This window comes from Streptomyces sp. NPDC054956, from assembly GCF_053609185.1.
This window is the reverse complement of the sequence record NZ_JBSGXB010000046.1, coordinates 18,046-34,308: the sequence shown is the minus strand read 5'-3', so window position 1 is coordinate 34,308 and position 16,263 is coordinate 18,046. Positions and strand designations below refer to the sequence as shown.

General features: G+C 68.8%; 13 protein-coding genes. 8 read left to right on the top strand and 5 right to left on the bottom strand.

What is annotated here, in order from left to right; genetic code table 11:
• Positions 1-733 precede the first annotated feature (733 nt).
• Both ACWGDE_RS11450 and ACWGDE_RS11445 read left to right on the top strand, forming a co-directional pair.
• Positions 734-3,259: a Helicase associated domain protein gene (locus tag ACWGDE_RS11450; RefSeq protein WP_453388750.1), complete on the top strand. Its 2,526-nt coding sequence runs from the start codon at positions 734-736 to the stop codon at positions 3,257-3,259.
• 570 nt (positions 3,260-3,829) lie between these two features.
• Positions 3,830-4,045, top strand: a complete 216-nt coding sequence (locus ACWGDE_RS11445) for a DUF6207 family protein (protein ID WP_453388749.1) — start codon at positions 3,830-3,832, stop codon at positions 4,043-4,045.
• Between the two features lie 31 nt (positions 4,046-4,076).
• Here the strand turns inward: ACWGDE_RS11445 and ACWGDE_RS11440 are convergent, their stop codons facing one another.
• Entirely contained in the window at positions 4,077-4,421 is a 345-nt protein-coding gene (locus ACWGDE_RS11440; protein ID WP_453388748.1) for a 6-pyruvoyl trahydropterin synthase family protein, read from the bottom strand.
• Positions 4,422-4,465: 44 nt separating this feature from the next.
• Between ACWGDE_RS11440 and ACWGDE_RS11435 the strand changes: the two genes are divergently transcribed.
• Complete coding sequence (locus ACWGDE_RS11435; protein ID WP_453388747.1) at positions 4,466-4,609, top strand: hypothetical protein; 144 nt, start codon at positions 4,466-4,468, stop codon at positions 4,607-4,609.
• A gap of 673 nt (positions 4,610-5,282) precedes the next feature.
• Entirely contained in the window at positions 5,283-6,119 is an 837-nt protein-coding gene (locus tag ACWGDE_RS11430; RefSeq protein ID WP_453388746.1) for a hypothetical protein, read from the top strand.
• Between the two features lie 305 nt (positions 6,120-6,424).
• On the opposite strand, the gene ACWGDE_RS11425 is transcribed toward ACWGDE_RS11430, so the two are convergent.
• The gene (locus tag ACWGDE_RS11425; protein WP_453388745.1) at positions 6,425-8,083 is read right to left on the bottom strand and encodes a replication-relaxation family protein; all 1,659 of its coding nucleotides are present in this window, start codon (positions 8,081-8,083) and stop codon (positions 6,425-6,427) included.
• A 702-nt stretch (positions 8,084-8,785) separates the two neighbouring features.
• Here ACWGDE_RS11425 and ACWGDE_RS11420 point away from each other — a divergent pair.
• Positions 8,786-9,226, top strand: coding sequence for a hypothetical protein (locus ACWGDE_RS11420; protein ID WP_453388744.1), 441 nt, complete (start codon positions 8,786-8,788; stop codon positions 9,224-9,226).
• 357 nt (positions 9,227-9,583) lie between these two features.
• Here ACWGDE_RS11420 and ACWGDE_RS11415 read toward each other — a convergent pair whose 3' ends face one another.
• Entirely contained in the window at positions 9,584-11,242 is a 1,659-nt protein-coding gene (locus ACWGDE_RS11415) for an IS1182 family transposase (RefSeq protein WP_453388743.1), read from the bottom strand.
• Positions 11,243-11,377: 135 nt separating this feature from the next.
• Between ACWGDE_RS11415 and ACWGDE_RS11410 the strand changes: the two genes are divergently transcribed.
• On the top strand, positions 11,378-11,722 hold the full coding sequence (locus tag ACWGDE_RS11410; RefSeq protein WP_453388742.1) for a hypothetical protein: 345 nt from the start codon (positions 11,378-11,380) through the stop codon (positions 11,720-11,722).
• A gap of 201 nt (positions 11,723-11,923) precedes the next feature.
• Here the strand turns inward: ACWGDE_RS11410 and ACWGDE_RS11405 are convergent, their stop codons facing one another.
• On the bottom strand, positions 11,924-12,127 hold the full coding sequence (locus ACWGDE_RS11405) for a hypothetical protein (RefSeq protein ID WP_453388741.1): 204 nt from the start codon (positions 12,125-12,127) through the stop codon (positions 11,924-11,926).
• Between the two features lie 130 nt (positions 12,128-12,257).
• Positions 12,258-13,313, bottom strand: a complete 1,056-nt coding sequence (locus tag ACWGDE_RS11400) for a hypothetical protein (protein ID WP_453388740.1) — start codon at positions 13,311-13,313, stop codon at positions 12,258-12,260.
• 748 nt (positions 13,314-14,061) lie between these two features.
• On the opposite strand from ACWGDE_RS11400, the gene ACWGDE_RS11395 reads away from it, so the two are divergent.
• Both ACWGDE_RS11395 and ACWGDE_RS11390 read left to right on the top strand, forming a co-directional pair.
• Positions 14,062-15,111: a ParA family protein gene (locus ACWGDE_RS11395; RefSeq protein WP_453388739.1), complete on the top strand. Its 1,050-nt coding sequence runs from the start codon at positions 14,062-14,064 to the stop codon at positions 15,109-15,111.
• Positions 15,108-16,085, top strand: coding sequence for a ParB/RepB/Spo0J family partition protein (locus tag ACWGDE_RS11390; protein WP_453388738.1), 978 nt, complete (start codon positions 15,108-15,110; stop codon positions 16,083-16,085). Before ACWGDE_RS11395 ends, ACWGDE_RS11390 begins: the two co-directional genes overlap by 4 nt.
• The last annotated feature ends 178 nt before the right edge of the window (positions 16,086-16,263 follow it).

Genomic DNA, 16,263 nt, shown 5'->3' with positions numbered 1-16,263 from the left:
AACCGAGAGGCAATGGTGTGTGGGGGGCTGGTTTTTGTTTATAAGACACCGGCCCTGGGCAAGGGACGGTCGGTGCTCCGCACCTCCCACCGCTCACGCTCCGCGTGAGCGGACGCGGCTCGCTCCGCTCACCGCCAGGCGGGCCCGCTCCGCGATCCCGCCAACCGCAGGGGAACCGGGGCGCCTTCGGCCCCCCGGAGGCCGGCCTCCGGCCGACCCGTGGCCTCCGCTCCGCTCCACCCGCCAACCCCGCCCCCAACCAGCCACTCGCCAAGGCCAGACCAGGTGGGCCACGCTCCGCGCGACCCACCCCGGGGCCTACGGCACAAGCGGCAGCAAGAGGAGAGGGGGTGACGCGCCGTCGGGGAAGGAGTAGAGGCAAGGAGGTCGGACTCAAGGCCGAAGGGGCTGGATTGAGGGGCCGTCAAGGTCCCTGCGTGGCTTGCGATAAGACCAGACTAACAGCTTCACGCCACGTTAGGGGGAATTTCGCAATCTATGTGCGTCATTTTCTATATCGGGATAAGCTCTGGACTCAGAGCACACCACCCAGGACCGATCTTGGAGGTTATCGAGATCCACCACAAGAGCCTTGCCGGTGCTCCGGTGAGGAAGAGCAACCAGCCGATTGTGTCAGTCCAACCGTAGCCCTTGCGGCTCCTACTACGTGCAGGTTTTCCGTTTCCCGCCGCTCGAATCGACCGGACGGCACCCCAGGAGAAGGCAGGCGAAAATGTCGAGCACAGACCGCTCTGATCAGCGCGAGGCGGCCCAGCGAGAAGCCATTGACGCGGTCCTCCGTGCCCTCGAATTGCCTGCAAGATCACTTGTGCCCGAACGAGGGCTTCGAACGCAAGTGATCATGGCGACCGGGTCCGGGAAGACCCGGGTGGCGGTCCGCAGCGCGGAGGAGCTCCACGCGGGCCGTGTGCTGGTGCTCGTGCCGTCGCTGGACCTGCTCGCCCAAACCGAGGCCGCGTGGCGCGAGGGTGGCCGCCGGGGCCCGATGATCGGGGTGTCCTCGCTGCGGGGTGAGGAGGTCTCCTTCCCCAACACCACGGACGTCGACGAGCTGGTGGAGTGGACGAGGGGCCTGGAGAAGGTCACCGTGTACGCCACGTACGCCTCCCTCGGCCTGGGCACCCTGGAAAAGGCCCACAACGCCGGCCTCGCAGCCTGGGACCTCATCGTCGTGGACGAGGCGCACCGGACGTCGGGCAGGATCGGGAAGCCGTGGGCGGTCATCCACGACAACACCCGCATCCCCGCCCTGCGCCGGCTGTACATGACGGCCACACCCCGGATGTGGCAGCTCGGAGACGAGGACGAGGCCGGCTCACCCGGAGAGCTGGTCGCGAGCATGGACGATGATCCGGACGGCCCGTTCGGCGGCAGGTGCTTCACCCTGTCGCTCTCCGAGGCGATCGACCGGGGCATCTGCGCCCCCTACCAGGTCGTCTGCGTGGACGTCACCGACACCCAGCTCCAGGCCGCACAGATCCTGGGCGCCGAGAGCCGCTCCGACACCGTTCGCGGGGCGCGACTCGCGGCGCTGCAGACCGCGCTGGTGAAGGCGTCGGCGGAGGAGAACTTCCGGCGCACGCTCGTCTTCCACCACGTGGTGAAGGAGGCCGAAGCCTTCGCGGCCGGCCTTCCCGACGTCACGGCCCAGCTCCACGCCAGCGACCCCGAGCTGTACCCGGCCACCGTGTGGGCGGACTGGCTGTGCGGCGAGCACAAGCCGCTCCACCGCCGTCGCGTGCTCGCCGAGTTCGCCGAAGGGATCGCCACGGACGGCACCGTCGTGGAGAAGGGCTACCTCGGGTCCGTGAAGGTCCTGGGCGAGGGCGTCGACACCAAGAACTGCGACTCCGTCTACTGGGCCGACGTCCGCGGCTCCATGCCCGACCTCGTCCAAGCCGTCGGCCGGGCCCTGCGCATGCAGCCCGGCGAGGGCAAGGTCGCCTCCCTCGTCGTGCCGATCCTCCTCGGACCCGGCGAGACCGCCGACAACATGCTGACCTCCCGTGCGTACGGCGGGCTCGCCAAGCTCCTCGAAGCACTCCGAGCCCACGACGCGCGGATCGTGGAGACCCTCGCCGAACAGCAGGCCCCGAGCCGCTACAAGCCCGTCAGCGAACGTGGCAACGGCAAAAGCGGCAATGGGACCGGCAGCGGATCCGGGAGCGTCAGCGCCCCCGCCACGGCCCTTCTGAAGTTCTCCACGCCCCGCGACCCGGCCGCACTCGCCGCGTTCATCAACCTGCGCGTCCTCAACCCCGAACACGAACACTGGCGGCGCGGGGTCGAAGCCGCCGTCATCTACGCCCGCGCCCACGGCGACCTCCGCGTCCCGTTCACGTTCCGCGTCCCGGCCGCCGAGGAGACGAAGAAGGCGGGATGGCCGGCCACGCTGGCGAACTTCCCGCTCGGACAGTGGACCGCCGACGCCCGCCGCTTCTACAACCGCGGCGACATGGACGAAGACCGCGTCGCCCAGCTGGAGAAGCTCGGCATGGTCTGGTCCCACTTCGACGTCGCCTGGGACGAAGGACTGGCCGCCGCGCGTGGGTGGGCCGCCGAGCACGGACACCTCCTGGCGCCGGTCGACGCCGCCTACCTGGGCGCGGCCGTAGGGATCTGGCTGAAGAACGCACGGGTCGCCGCCCGGAAGGGGATGGAAATCGAGCAGCGGCGTGCCGAGGGCCTGCCCGTGGAGTCCTCGGCCGGGGCCATGACGCACAAGCGGCGCGAGCAGCTCGAGGACATCGACCCTTCCTGGTGCCCGAACTGGCCGGTGACCTGGCAGCGCTGCTTCCACCTCGTCCGCCTCCACCTCGACACCGGCCAGACACTTCCCACCGTGGCGGGCCAGGTCGTACGCCAGGGCGAGGACCTCGGACGGTGGGTCACCTCGGTCCGACACGGGTGGGACCAGCTCACCCCCGTACAGCAGTGGATGTGCGCGCAGATCCTCGGGATCGAGCCCGCCGACGAGGACGAGAAGCCGAAGGCCCGCACCAGCCAGGCGGACAAGTGGGCAATGCACTACGCAGCCGCGGCCCAGTTCTTCAAGCGCGAGGGGCACTTGGTGGTGCCCCGCAAGCACGTCGAGACGATCGCCATCGGCGACGGCCAGGAGCAGCGGGACGTGGAGCTGAAGCTCGGGATGTGGGTCGACAACCAGCGCCGCCGGGCCGCCACGCTGACGCCAGAGCGGGTGGAGCAGCTGTCCAAGGCCGGGATGCGGTGGGCGTGATCGCCGCCGGCCGCGGAGTGAGGCGCGCCAGCGCCGCGACATGACCGCAGCGGACGCCGGTACGGGTACGGACTTCTCCAGGACCCCCTCCACAGGAAGTAGTCGGCGTGCCTCCGGCCTTTCTCTGGGCCTGTGACCTGCCTGTTTGGTGCTCATCGGCGCGAATGGAACAGGACCCGAAACGGGACCCGAAACGGGACCTCGAAGGGGACCCGAAACGGGACTCCAAAGAGGACCCGAAACGGGACCCCTGTCAGCTGCGGCCCGCCGGAAGTAGGGGCGCTCCTCTTCCCACGGCTACCGCGTGGAAAGAGGTGTCATCGTCGAGAAGAGGCTTGCCCACCAGGGCTGCCCTGGGCAGTTGGACGGTGGGCAGTGTCGGGGGGGGGGCACACCTCCAGTCACACTCCCGGTCCTCCACTGAAAGCAACCGTCCAGACAACGGTTCAGCCGCCCTCCCGGTACAACCCCAGCCTCTGCTGCTGGGTTCCGGCGGCTCGCTCTCGCTCGTACGGGTACATCCTGCTCCGCTGGCGAACCGCTCCCCCCTCCCCCGTCGTCGGATGGGAGATGAAGCAGATCGACGAGCAGCACATCTCGGAGCCTGGCCTGGTGGTGCTGGACATCACCGGCGGCGACGAGGACACCGTCCGTGCGGTCATGGCCGGCCTGGAGGCGCGGTGGGCAACCTCGGGCATCGTCCCGGTGCGCAGGGACCCCGGCGAGCCCGGGGTCCGGGCCCGTATCTACGCCGACATCCTGCGCCCAGGACGAGATGGGCCGTAGGGGGCCGGACAGCAGATGGTCGGGGTAGGTGTCACGCCGGGCGGTAGGTCGCCGCCGTGTCGCGGGTCTCGGAGACACGCACCGCGGACAGGCCCGGCAGCCGATCGATCCACTGCTCGTACGCCCACACGGCGAAGAGCTCGGCGGTCGGCCTCTCGACGACGTCGTTCAGGTGCCGTCCATGCAGCTCGTCTACGGCCCACTCCTGGAGCGCTGGCTCGTGCTCGCCCGCAGTGGCGGCAGCCTGTCCGGAGACTTCGAACCCGAGCTCGTAGAGGTGCCCGTGGATGCTGTGCTCGTGATGCCACCGGGGCAACACGGGCAAGGCGTGGGTCGCCTCAAAGCGCAGGGTGATCTCTCGCGTGGTGACGAACATCGGTTGTCCCCTTCGGCAGCATGACCTCCCAGGAGCGTATCGCCGTGCCCCGAAGGGGTCGGGGGCGATGGACGCAGAACTGGATCGACACCAGCCTCGCCTCCCTCAAGGCCCCCTCAGCGAAATCCCTCGCCGACGCCGCACTCAGCATGGACTCGCTCCAGTGGCAGAAGAACTTCCTGTCCTGACCGGCACAGGATCCTGGGAGGCCCCCGATGCTCCGCGCTGGGGGCCTCGTCATGCCGGGGCTGGAGGAGGGGCGGAACCTGACCGGGGTGGCGAGTACGGTCGGGAGCACTGGGTGCGGCCCTGGCCAAGCAGAGGCCGCGACGGGGACCGTGCCCCGGTCTCGAACGGCTGGCCCTCCGCCGCTGGCCACAGACCGCCGCCCCGGCCTCGAACAGGCTCCTCTTCACCCCGGCTATCGCGGGGTAAAGAGGTGTCGTTTTCCGAAACCGGCTTGCCCACAGTGGCTGACCTGGGAAAACGGAGGTCAGGCGGTTTCGGGGGTTCACACCTCCGGTCCTCCTCCCGGTCCCCCGCTGAAAGCAACCGTCCAGCCCCCTGTCCAGGCAACCTCCGGTGCAACCCCTATCCGGCCCACACCCAGCCCGTGCGGCATCCGGCGGGCCGGGCTGGGCAAGCCTCTCCGGCAATCACGCGGCGGGAGGTCGACCGTACGGCGTTCTTGGCTGGCCGATCTCTTGCGTCTGGGTGGCGGGCTACCCGACCGTTTGGGGATCTGTTGTGCACCTCGGGGGGAGTACGGGTTTGGGGAACAACCGGGTGCGGCTCAGCGGTGGTGCGGCGTGGCAGACGGATTTCCGTCGCCGGACCACAGGCCGGGCCCCAAGGACCGCGATGGAGATCGCCACGGTCCGCCGCACGCTGAATCACACCCTGACCGAACTGAAGCGGGCCATCGACCGGTACGCGGTCGCGGTCGCAGCCGACCTGTTCGCCCTGGCGTGGCAGCAGGCAGCCGGAGCTCCACCGAGCGAGACCCGAGAACAGCGGGCACAGCTGAAGGACCTCAAGGAGATCCTGGGCTCCCGCCGGTGGCGGGAGGAAGAGCGCCGCCAGGCCGCCGCAGCTCCCCTGAAGTCCGTGCCGTCACAGCCCCAGCAGGCATTCGCCGCCACGCCCAAGGTGCGGCCGGACGTTGCCTGGGCCAGCGATTCCGTCGTCCGGTCGCCGCGCCGGAAGATCACGCCGTCGGCGGCACCCCGGCGTTCCTCCGTACCGCCCCAGGCCCCCGCCCCGGTGTCAGCGCCCACACCGGCCCCGGCCTCGGACTTGGCGCCGGTCGTGAAGGCCCGCCCGCCGCGCAGGGAAGAGCCGGCGCTCCTGGGCACCGGACAGCTGTGGGAGATCGCGACCGAGTTGCGGCCACTGCTGGAGCAGACCGCCCGCGCTGGCTCCACCACCACCTGGCCCCAGATCCACAAGCGCCTGCCAGCCCTGCCCCGCCTTCACGCCGACGACCGGTGCGTGCTCCTGTGGCTGGTCGACGAAGACGGCCGGAAGGGAGAACCTCTCCTGTCCGCGCTTGTCACGGTCGGAGACCGCCAGATGCACCCCCGGTTCCCGGCGGTGGCCGAACAGCTCGGCTGGACGAGCCCGGCCGGCACCCGCCCGCACACCGCATGGAGCTACGAAGTCCTCAAGGCCCACCAGCACTGGCGCCACCGGCACTGACCCGCGCAGGTCGTCGGCCCTGGGCAAGCCCCTCCCACGTACGGGCTTGCCCAGGGTCCCCTTGGGCTTGCCCAGCCGCTCGGTCCAGGCAACGGTTCAACCACCCTCCGGTGCAACCTTTCCCCTGGGTCGGCGAGGGATGCTGACAGCGCCGCGCGGGCCGGGCCGACTCCGTGCGGGAGACCGCCGTCCCGCAGTTCCAGCTCGCCGCGCTGCGGCGGCCGTGGGCAAGCCCCGTTCGGGGGTGGCTTGCCCACGATCCCGGAGGCTTGCCCAACCCGGCTACCAGGAGGCTTACCCGTTGGTCAGGAGGCTTGCCCAGGGCGGAAGCGGGAGAGCCAACCACCGGCCTTCGGTTCGGGCAGGTCCTGGTCTTGCCCCTGCTCTTGTTCCTGTTCCTCATCCCGGTACCGGGTGGGCCAGGCTCCGTGTACGTCGGTGACGAACCGGTGGTCGCAGTGGGTGCACAAGGACGGGCGGGGCTCTGAGGAGGCGACGCCCCAGCCGACGCGCTTGGTCGCCTTCCACCGTTCGTCGGTGAACTGGGCCCCGCATTCAGTGCAGACAGGCCGGTACGCCTCACGCTCAAAGTCGGGCTCATCAGCCCCACCGTGCACCAGCCCATGGTCCTGATGCCCTCGGGCGGCTTGTCCCTCGTCGAGGGTGGCCCATCGCTTGCAGCTGTCGCACAGGTGCGGGTGGGTATCCGTTGGGGTTCCCCAGTCCGTCGCGCCCGCCGTCTCCCAGCGTTCGTCGGTGAACCGTGCCCCGCAGCCGGCACAGACGGGACGGCGTGCCTCACGCTCGGCTGCCTTCCTCTCCGCCTGCGCTGTGGCCGCCCGCCGCAGCTGTGCCTGGTACTCCTCCTGGTGGGCCCTCGCCTGCTCCCGGACCCGGGCCTCGGCCGCCTCACGACGGGGATTGCCGACCGCATCCCACAGGGGCTCCATGTGGTCGCGGCCGAAGCGGAGGAACACCGGGCCATGCGGTCCGTGCTCGCGCAGGTTGGTCAGCCCGGTCGCGATGATCGGGATCCGCCCGTCGTATTCGTGGAAGCCGCCCCTCTGCCGCTCGCCCTCCCACAAGTGCCGGGTGAGATCGATCAGGCGCGGGATGGTGCGGTTGGGGTTGCGCTCGCCGACGCGGTTGAACACCAGCAGCACCGGCGGGTGCGTCCTGTCACCGGACCAGGTGTCCGGAGCAGTCCAGCGGGTGCGCCACATCGGGCGCTCCTTGCCGTCGGTTTCCTTCATCCTCCTGCGGAAGAAGCGGGCGTACTTCTCCAGCTTGAGGGCGAGTTCGTCTGCGGTCTCGTGGCAGTTGTCGACCTCGATGAAGAGCAGCGGCATCTTGTCCTGCGGGGCGATGAGGACGATGTCGGCCTGGGCGCCGCCCTTGCCGGGTGCGTTCCACAGGCCCGTGGCGGGCAGCGGGACCTCGGTCCAGTACGAGGCGATCGTGCCGATGCCGCCGGGTGCGTCGACGGCGGCCTGGGCCGCGGCCCGCACTTCGGGCGGATCCTCGGCGAGCTTGGACATGTCCGGCTTCGGGCGCAGCATCGCGATCACGGTCTCGTTGACGGCCATCGGGTGGGAGCCGCCGCTGGAGCCTGCACCGCGGGCGGTGGAGCCCATCTCCGTCACCGGGCGCCGCAGCTCGTGGGAGGCGGCCTCCAGGCCCTTGAGGGTCAGGCTCCGCAGCCTCTCCCCCGTCTCGGTGGCACCGCCAGTCTCGGACAGTCCGTGCTTGCGCATGTCGGAGAGCGCTCCGGTGTGCGAGGCGGTCCGGGCGGTCTTCTGCTCGGACGGGGTGCCCTTGTCGGTGTGCCGGTAAGTCAGGTGCGGGGCGCCGATCCGCTGGATCTGATCGGCCGTCGCGACTTTCAGCGCTCCGAGCACGCGCAGCGCATCGCCGCGGAAACGGTTCGTGGATCCCGCCGGGTTGGTCTTCCGCTTGCCCGCCATCAGCTGTGCTCCCTCGTTGCTCGCGACCGGCCGCCGGCCAGCCGCTGCCGGCCGCGCCACGCCGGGGACGGCGTCCGAGCCCCCCGGAACCCGATGCTCTCCTCCAATACGGACAACAAGAGGAGAGAAGAGGGTTGTGACGGCGCGGTTTTCGCGCCGATTCGCGCGCTGACCAGCACGTTTCCCGCCCTGCCGGGGGTCAGGCACCCAAGGGGGTTCCAAAGGACGGTCCGAAGTGCCCCCTCAAGGAGCCCCCTTCGGCATGCCCAGCCGACGTGGGGGTTGTCCGCGCCTACCTCGGCGTGCGGCCGGGTTGGCGGCAGCGGGCCGCGTCCTGGACGGCGGTGGATGGTCTCCATCGTCGTATCTCCTTCGCTTCCTTCACCGCCCCACACCGGGGCCGTGGATGGAGAGCGTGCAGAAGGACCCCTTGACCGCGGTCTACGGTGGCCAGCAGCGGGGCGTGTCCAGGGGAAACGCGGCGGCTGCGTCCGTGCGCCGGACCCGGACAAGGGGTCAGCGGACGGGCCCGCCGTCGAGCGGAACGCCGGACAAGGGGGTCCGCTTAGGCCCCTTGTCCGCAGGGTTTGTCCGTTTCCACGGGGGAGGAGAAATCTCCGGCCGCTGTCCACAGGCCCGCGGATTCACCCTGTCGGAGACATCACCGTGACCCACACGGTGACCGTACGACGGGAGCCTTTGATGCACGAGAACATGCCGGTCCACCGCGCGCTGACCCCGGCACAGGTACAGCTCGCCTTCGACTACGTACTGGCGGTCGACGCCGCCGACGACGACGCCGTGGACCGGCTCACGGTCAAGCTCCTCCCCCACATCGGCCTGCTGGTCGCCATCGCGGAGGAGCTCGTCTTCCCGGTGACCGCGCTGCCCGACGACGTCGACGACATCAACGCCGACTCCTTCGTCCTGGACGAGCTCGGCGTCATCTTCCTCATGGCGATCAGCTCGTGGGCCGACCGCTGCCCCGCCAGCGCGGCGCCGGACATCGCCCGCTGCATCGCGCACTTCGTCGCCCAGGTGTTCACCCCCGAACCGAAGGACGCCGCGTGCGCCTTGGAGGTGATACGCGACGGGCGCCTTGAGCTGGCCCGCACGGTACACACGGCCGGTACGCACCGGTAGCCGGGCACCGGCCACATCGAGTGGATGGACCCGGTGCAGCTCGCACCCATCCACTCGGTGACCTCCACTCGATCCGATGGCATCCACTCGGCGGCGCCATCGGATGGCCTCCACCCGATGGACATCCGCTCGGTGCACGATGCGCGCCGCGGATGGCCGGCGGGTGGAAGTGGCGCGCATCGGGTGGGCGCGGTGCGGTCCGGGGGAGCCCGGTGCGGCGCGTTTCCCCTTGACACGGGCTTGTGACTCTGTTGGCCAATTCCACTGGGCAGCTCTTGGAACGACGTGCGTGGTCAAGGGGGAACGTGGTGTGTCAAGGGGAGATGCAGTCCGGAATGTCTGCCCGGTGTTCCATGGTCAAGGGGTTCGGGCCAATCGCAGGCGGCGGAAGTGGGAGGTGCGACTGCTGCCCCGCGGTGTCTCAGTGATCCAGGCGTCGATGCGCGTGAGGTTGAGGGCTGCCGCCGTGAACTGATGCTGCAGGTGGGTCTTGGCGGCGCCGTGGTAGCGAGAACGTCGCAGCCCCATCTGCCGGACACCCTGCGAGATCGTGCTCTCGATGCCCGCGCGGGACTGGTAGCGCCGCCGCCACTCGTCCGTCTTCTGCTCTTCGCGTGCCTTGCGGAGGGCTTCGAGTTCCTCACGGTTCCTGAAGGTCAGACGTCTGCCGATCCTGCCGGCACCGCGTGTGCACTGGCTGCGGACGGGGCAGGGCTCGCAGTCGTTGATGGAGAACCAGACCCGGATGACGGGGCTCCCGGTTTGGCTGGTGCTGGCGGACCACCCACCGCTGCGCTTGCCGTTGGGGCAGCTCACCTCCTGGGCCTGCCAGTCGATGGTGAAATTCTCCTGCGTGAAACCGCCTTCGTCCTTGGCCTGCCAGGCCGCGGAGCCCTGAACCGGTCCGACGATCTCGATGCCGTAGTCGCGCTGGGCGGAGACGAGGACGCGGGCCTCGGTGTAGCCGGAGTCGACCAAGTGTTCAGCCGGCAGCAGGTCCCGCTCGGCGAGGCCCTCATGGATGGTGTCGGTTACCTGCACGTCGTGGACGGGGGCGGTCGTGGTGAGCACGTGCGTGATCAGGTTGGGCCGGTCGGGCTCGCACGTCTCGGTGATGTGGACCTTCCATCCTTGCCAGTCGGTGTCCCGCTTGGATCCGGCGCGGGCGGCGCTGTCGTAGGGCGAGACCACGCGTTGACCGGCAGGCGGGATGTTCTTCGGGTGGCGCCAGATGACGGTCTCGTCCTCGATGTGGAACTCCTGCACCCAGGTCCGACGGAGCATCTCCACTGCGGGGACCTGGCGAAGCCATCCGGGTGTGGTCGGGTGGAAGACGGCGTGTAGCAGGCGCATCCCGTCGTTCCCGATCTCGTTGCCCTTGTCGATGCGCTCGGTCCTTGCCTGCGGAAGCCGGTAGTCCTCAATCCGGTAGGAGTACCGCTTGAACCACTCGTCGTCGGCCAGTTCGACAAGCCACTGGGGTGCGGCCGCGGCCAGCGCGTTCAGGGCCGCCCGCAAGGTCTCGCCGACCAGTTCCAGACGGTTCAATCCGCGGACTGCTGACAGCACGTGCGTGCTGTCGGTGCGTTGGCGGCCGCGAGTCTTGAGCAGGCCAGCCTCCGAGGCAGCAGCCAGCACGGCGTCCGTGATGCGGGTCTCCGCGCTGCCATCCACCAGCCGATCTCGGAACTCGCTTAGCACTGAGTAGTCGAACCCCGGGTCCTCGAGTTCCAGGCCGAGGGCGTACTTCCAGTCGATACGTGCCCTGGCAGCCAGGGCAGCCTGGCGGTCGGACAGGCCTTCAGCGAACTGCAGGATCGACACCAGAGCGAGAACCGCCGGAGACAGCGCCGGCCGACCCCGCTGGGGGAACAGGTCGGCGAAGTCCTCGTCACGGAACAGCTCGCCGAGCGCATCACGCACCCTGATCGCCGTGCTGCCCTGAGGCAAGGCGGCTTCGGCGATCCTCCGCGTAGTTTCCGGAATCCGGCCCGACCCGCTCGTCCCCAGCGACACTGACGCCTCCCCGACGCTGCTGCCCCCGGCGACGCCGCCGGATGATCAGATCAACGACGTGGACTCGCTCACGGCCACGGCTGTGGCTGCGCCTTTTGGTTGCCCGGTTGAGCGATGGCCCGGCAGGGTTGGCGCATGACACGTGATGACCTCTGCGAGATGTTCGCCGAACAGACATCGGCATGCGGTCCTGCGCGGGAGGCTCTGCTCTCCGGAGGTATCTTCGAGGTCTGGGACGGCCTGGTCCCCGCCAACCGGCACTTCAACACCTACCGGATCCGCCGCCGAATCGGGCAGAGGCGCGGCCTGGTGGCACTCGGTCTCGACGAGACGATCGACATCCTCGAAGCCACGGGAGAGGAACTTCTCCGCACTGGCGAGATCAGAGCAGCAGATCAGGCATGGACGTTCATCGTCTTCCTCGACGCCGACGCCACGAAGGTGCTGGCCTGCGCTGGTGTCGCCCGCGCTCACGGCTGAATTGGCCAACAGAGTCACGGGCTTGTGTCAAGGGGAAACGCGGCAGGGGCACCGGGGTGGATGCACGGCATCGTCCCGGCGATGTCGTGCATCGTCATCGCGATGTCGTGCACTCCGGGACGATGTCGAGCATCCATGCGGAGAGTGCACGACATCGTCGGTGGGACACCGGCTGCATCGAGTGCACTGCACCGGATGCACTCAGCGGCCGGCTCCTGGCCTGTGATGTCGGTCCGGCTGCTGCGGGCGGTGCGTCTGCTGGTCGTCCTCGCGCACCGGGTTCGGTGCGGGGGCATCCTCCGGGTCGGCGAACTTCTTCGTCCTCGTGCGGGCTCCGTCGCCGGCCTTTGTGAAGGCGTCCGTCACGCGGCGCAGCTGCTCGGCGGTGAAGTCCAGGGCTTCCACGTCTGTCCGCGATGCCTTCAGGGCCCGCAGCGCCGCCACGTCGAATGCCGGCTGGGGCTGGTCCTGCGGCTCCGGGCGGTCGGGGTCGACGTCCTGGGCCGCGATCAGGAGCTCGGGAACGAGGTGGGAGTCACGGCCGCAGCCGCTGAAGAGGTGACTCAGGGAGCTGCGTACCGGCCAGGGAGGCGTGGTGGGCGGGGAGGGCCTGTGCGAGCCAGGCCGGCGATGCTCCCGCCCTGACGAGTCGTCCATAGGCGTCCGAAGCGTCGTAGCCTGCCCGGGTGCGCCGGAAGCGCAGCCCGATCTCCCCGCCAGGGACACCTGGTTCGAGGGTGAACGAGCACATACGCTCTGCTCCCCCGTCGCAGTTGCAGGGCTTGCAGGCGCAGTGGTCTCGCTTGACCTGGACGTTCATCCCCCACCGGGGATGAGTCAGGTGCTCGATGACCGCATCGTGGTCGACGGGGACCTCGTGCTCGTAGCGCAGCTCGACCTTCCATCCCAGGCCGTGCTGCCAATAGCTGACGCAGAAGGGCTTGGTCACGGTATGGAAGAGGCCGATCCGGCGCAGCAGGCCGCTGGCAACCCACGCGGCCTCGTCGCGCTCCCCCCACCAGGTTGGGTCCGAGGCGATGTAGTCGATTTCGGGGCGGGTCAGGTCGGCGGCCTCCCAGAGAAGGTCGTAGGGCTCTTGGCGGAACGACTCCCGGTGGCTGGCGATGGCCGCGCGCCACTGCTGTTCAGTGGGACCAGTCAGGGTGACCTGGGCGTCTGTGCCTGCAAGTCCAAGGTGTAGTCCGGCCCCGTCGATGGAGCGCAGTCGGACGCCTACCATGCCGCCCGGACCCTCCACTTCGTCAGGACCCGTGTATTGGATGGGAAGGAGAGCCTGGAGGCAGTGCTCGTACAGACGGTGTCGGGGGCCGAGTTTCCTGTCCACGGCCACGGTCAGGTGGGTGGGCCGCGGAGTGAGGTGCGCGATGCCGGCGGGGTGCGCGCAGTAGTCGACCGTGCCGCCCAGGCGCTCGAAGACTGCTGCCTCCAGCCGGGCCTGATCGCGGTCTGCGTCCGGCACTGGGTGCTGGTGGTCCGTGGCCTGGAGCTCCTGCATAACGGCCTGGTGGGCGGTGCCGGTGCAGTGCGAGCGGTACCGAGCCTTTTGCGTGAGGTTGGATCCGTGACTCATCGAGAGTGCCTTTCCGCGCGCCGTTGTCCGACCCCGGCGCACACGGTCTCGATCGGACACGGTGTGTTGCGCTGGGTGTTTGGGGCGGGGCCTTGCTCCTTCACGCCTGCGGTAAATGTGGCGGCCGGGTCGGACGGCGTACCTGCGGGCGACGGCCTCCTGAAGGCCAGGCGGCTACTATGCCACCCGTTCTGGAGCTCCGCGGCACGGCTGCGGGATTCCTCACCCGTACGGTGGGCGCGCCAACTGATACTGCGCTCGTAGCTGCCCCCGGGCGCATTGGTGCGGCCTGGTGGAACCTTGAGAACAAGTGCCCTTTCGAGGTTCACCCGTAGGTGTCCCTCAGGCGCTTGCTCGGGGCCGGCCGCAGGCCCCACGGTCTGATCTCGTTAGAGACCTTGACTGCCAACGCGGTCGTCGCACCCCAACACAATGGCGCCGGGGCTAGCGCGAGTTCCACGTGTCCAGGCAGCGAGTCGGACCGCACGTCGTTGTCGCGAGCGTACTCCTGGCACGGCTGCCGTACCACGGGGCAACGAACCTCTCGCGGACTCGGTGCCTGTGCTCAGTACGGAGTCGCCACAGGATCGTATGAATTCGGAGGTGTCCCTTCCGTCATCACGGCTGGAACCTAGTAAAGTTCGGCCGCATGAGCATCCCAACCCAGAATGGGGGGCGAGAGAAACTAATCACTTCCCTCACTCCTCAGCTGCGCAGACTCCTGAAGATCCGAGCCTTCGAGCACGGCATGGACATCCAGGACGCCACCGAGCACGCCATCAAGGCGTGGTACCTGGCCTCCGATGTACCCGAGGTCGACACCGCCAAGGCCAAGACGTGGGGAACCTTCCTGCCGCCCGGCGAACCGGAGAACTTCAAGTCGGTCTGCGGAGACCGAGGGGTCACCTACGTCCAGGGACTCGCCCAGGCCGTGACGCTTTGGCTGGAGCACCATCCCTCCCCCACTGCTCCCCTGCACGCGCAGCCGGTCGCCCGGGTGATAGTCGCCAACCAGAAGGGCGGCGTCGGCAAGACGTTCATCTCGTCCGGTGTGGCTCAGGCCGTCGCCGAGTCTGGCAAGCGCGTCCTCCTCGTCGACTACGACCCGCAGGGCCATCTCACGGCTGAACTTGGCTTCGAGGACGTGATGTACGAGGACGACGTCGAGACGCTCCTGATGCACATGGAGGGCAGCGCGAAGGGCGACATCCGCGACCTGCTCGTCGCCCTGGACCAAAAGCGGTTTGGTGATCGGCTGCATCTGCTGCCGGCTTCGGACGACGCGTTCCTCCGCGACGTGTCCCTCTCGAAGGTGTCGTTCAGCGAGGCCGCCCTGGAGCGGGCCTTGGAGCCGCTGGAGGAGGACTACGACCTCATCATCATCGACGGCCCGCCCAGCCTCGGTCTGAACATGGACACGGCGCTCTACTACGTGCGACGCCGGGACGGGGAGCTCGCCGACCGGTCCGGCTTGATCACTCCGGTCTGGGCGAACAAGGCTTCCCACAGGGCCTTCAAGCTGCTGAGGGCCCAGAAGGAAGACCTCTGCCGCAAGGGTCGAATCCAGATCGACTACCTCGGTCTGGTCGTCAATGCGTACGACAGCCGCCGCGGCAAGCTGGTCAAGGAGAACAAGGACCAGTGGGAGAGGAGTACCTCCCCGGCGGTCCTCGCCGTCATCGGCGACCTCAAGGAAGGCAGGGAGGCAGCAGACGGGGAGATCCCGCTGCTCGAGTACGCCCCCGACAGCGAACACGCCCAGGCAATGCGCGATCTTGCGAAGGAGCTCGCCGTATGACCACCTCTCCCCAGCGAGTCACCCGCGGCTTCGACATCAACGAGGACGGCACGGAGAGCAAGCCGTCCCCGCGGCGTGTGCGGACCCGACAGCAGATCATGGCCGGGGAAGGGAAGCGGCCGCCGGCGGCGGTGGCGTTGTCCGTTCTCGCGCACAACCCGTTCAACCCGCGCGACGAGCTCACCGACATCGAGGAGACCGCCGCTTCGCTTCGGGACCGCGGTCAACTTCAGCCGGTCGCTGTCGTGCGTACGGCGGCCTTCCTCACCGTCCACGCGGACCAGGCCGAAGCGATCGGCGAGGCTGAGTACGTCGTCATTGACGGCAACAGGCGCCTGGCTGCCGCGCACGCGGCCGGCCTAGCCGAGCTCCGCATCGACGTCAACGACGCCCTCGCGGCCAGTGCGGCCGACATCCTCGAAGCGGCCCTGATCGCCAATGTTCACCGTGTGGACGTTCCCCCGCTGGACCAGGCGAAGGCCGTCCAAGAGCTGCTTGACGTGCACGGAACTCAGTCGGCCGTGGCCAAGCGGCTCGGAAAGACCCCAGGCTGGGTATCCCAGCGACTCGCTCTCCTCAAGCTCCCGGAAGACCTCCAGGAGAAGGTGGAGTCTGGCGAGCTCGGCGTTCGCGAAGGCCGTCGCATCGGCGGGCTGCCGGCCGTACAGCAGCGCACCGAGGCCGAGATCGCCATGAACGCCGCGAAGGCCCCGGCGAAGCCCCGAGTCCGGCGGGACCGCAAGGACCCCGGAACGCCGGCGCCTTCGGTGGTACTGCCCGGCCAGCCGTCCGGAGAGCAGGGAGCCCCCACCGTTCCGCCGGTGGATGTTTACACGGTAAACATCGCTACGGACTCCTCCGAGGTTCCCGCCCTTCCGTGGACGGACCCTCAATGGTTCAACGCACAGCTCCGGGCACACATGTCCGCTGAACACCGCGAGGAGCTCACGCTGCTGCTCATGGCTGATGCCTGAGGGCGGCCTGCGGTACACGTTTACCGTGTAAACATCGTCTGGAGTGCGCGGGGCATCGCCCTGGGGGCCCTCGCCTACTGCGGATGCGGTGTCACGACGCCGTTGCCTCTGGGCTTCAAGATCGGGGCCGTGCATGTTTACACGGTAAACATCCGGTCGACGACCGCCGCCCGCTTGG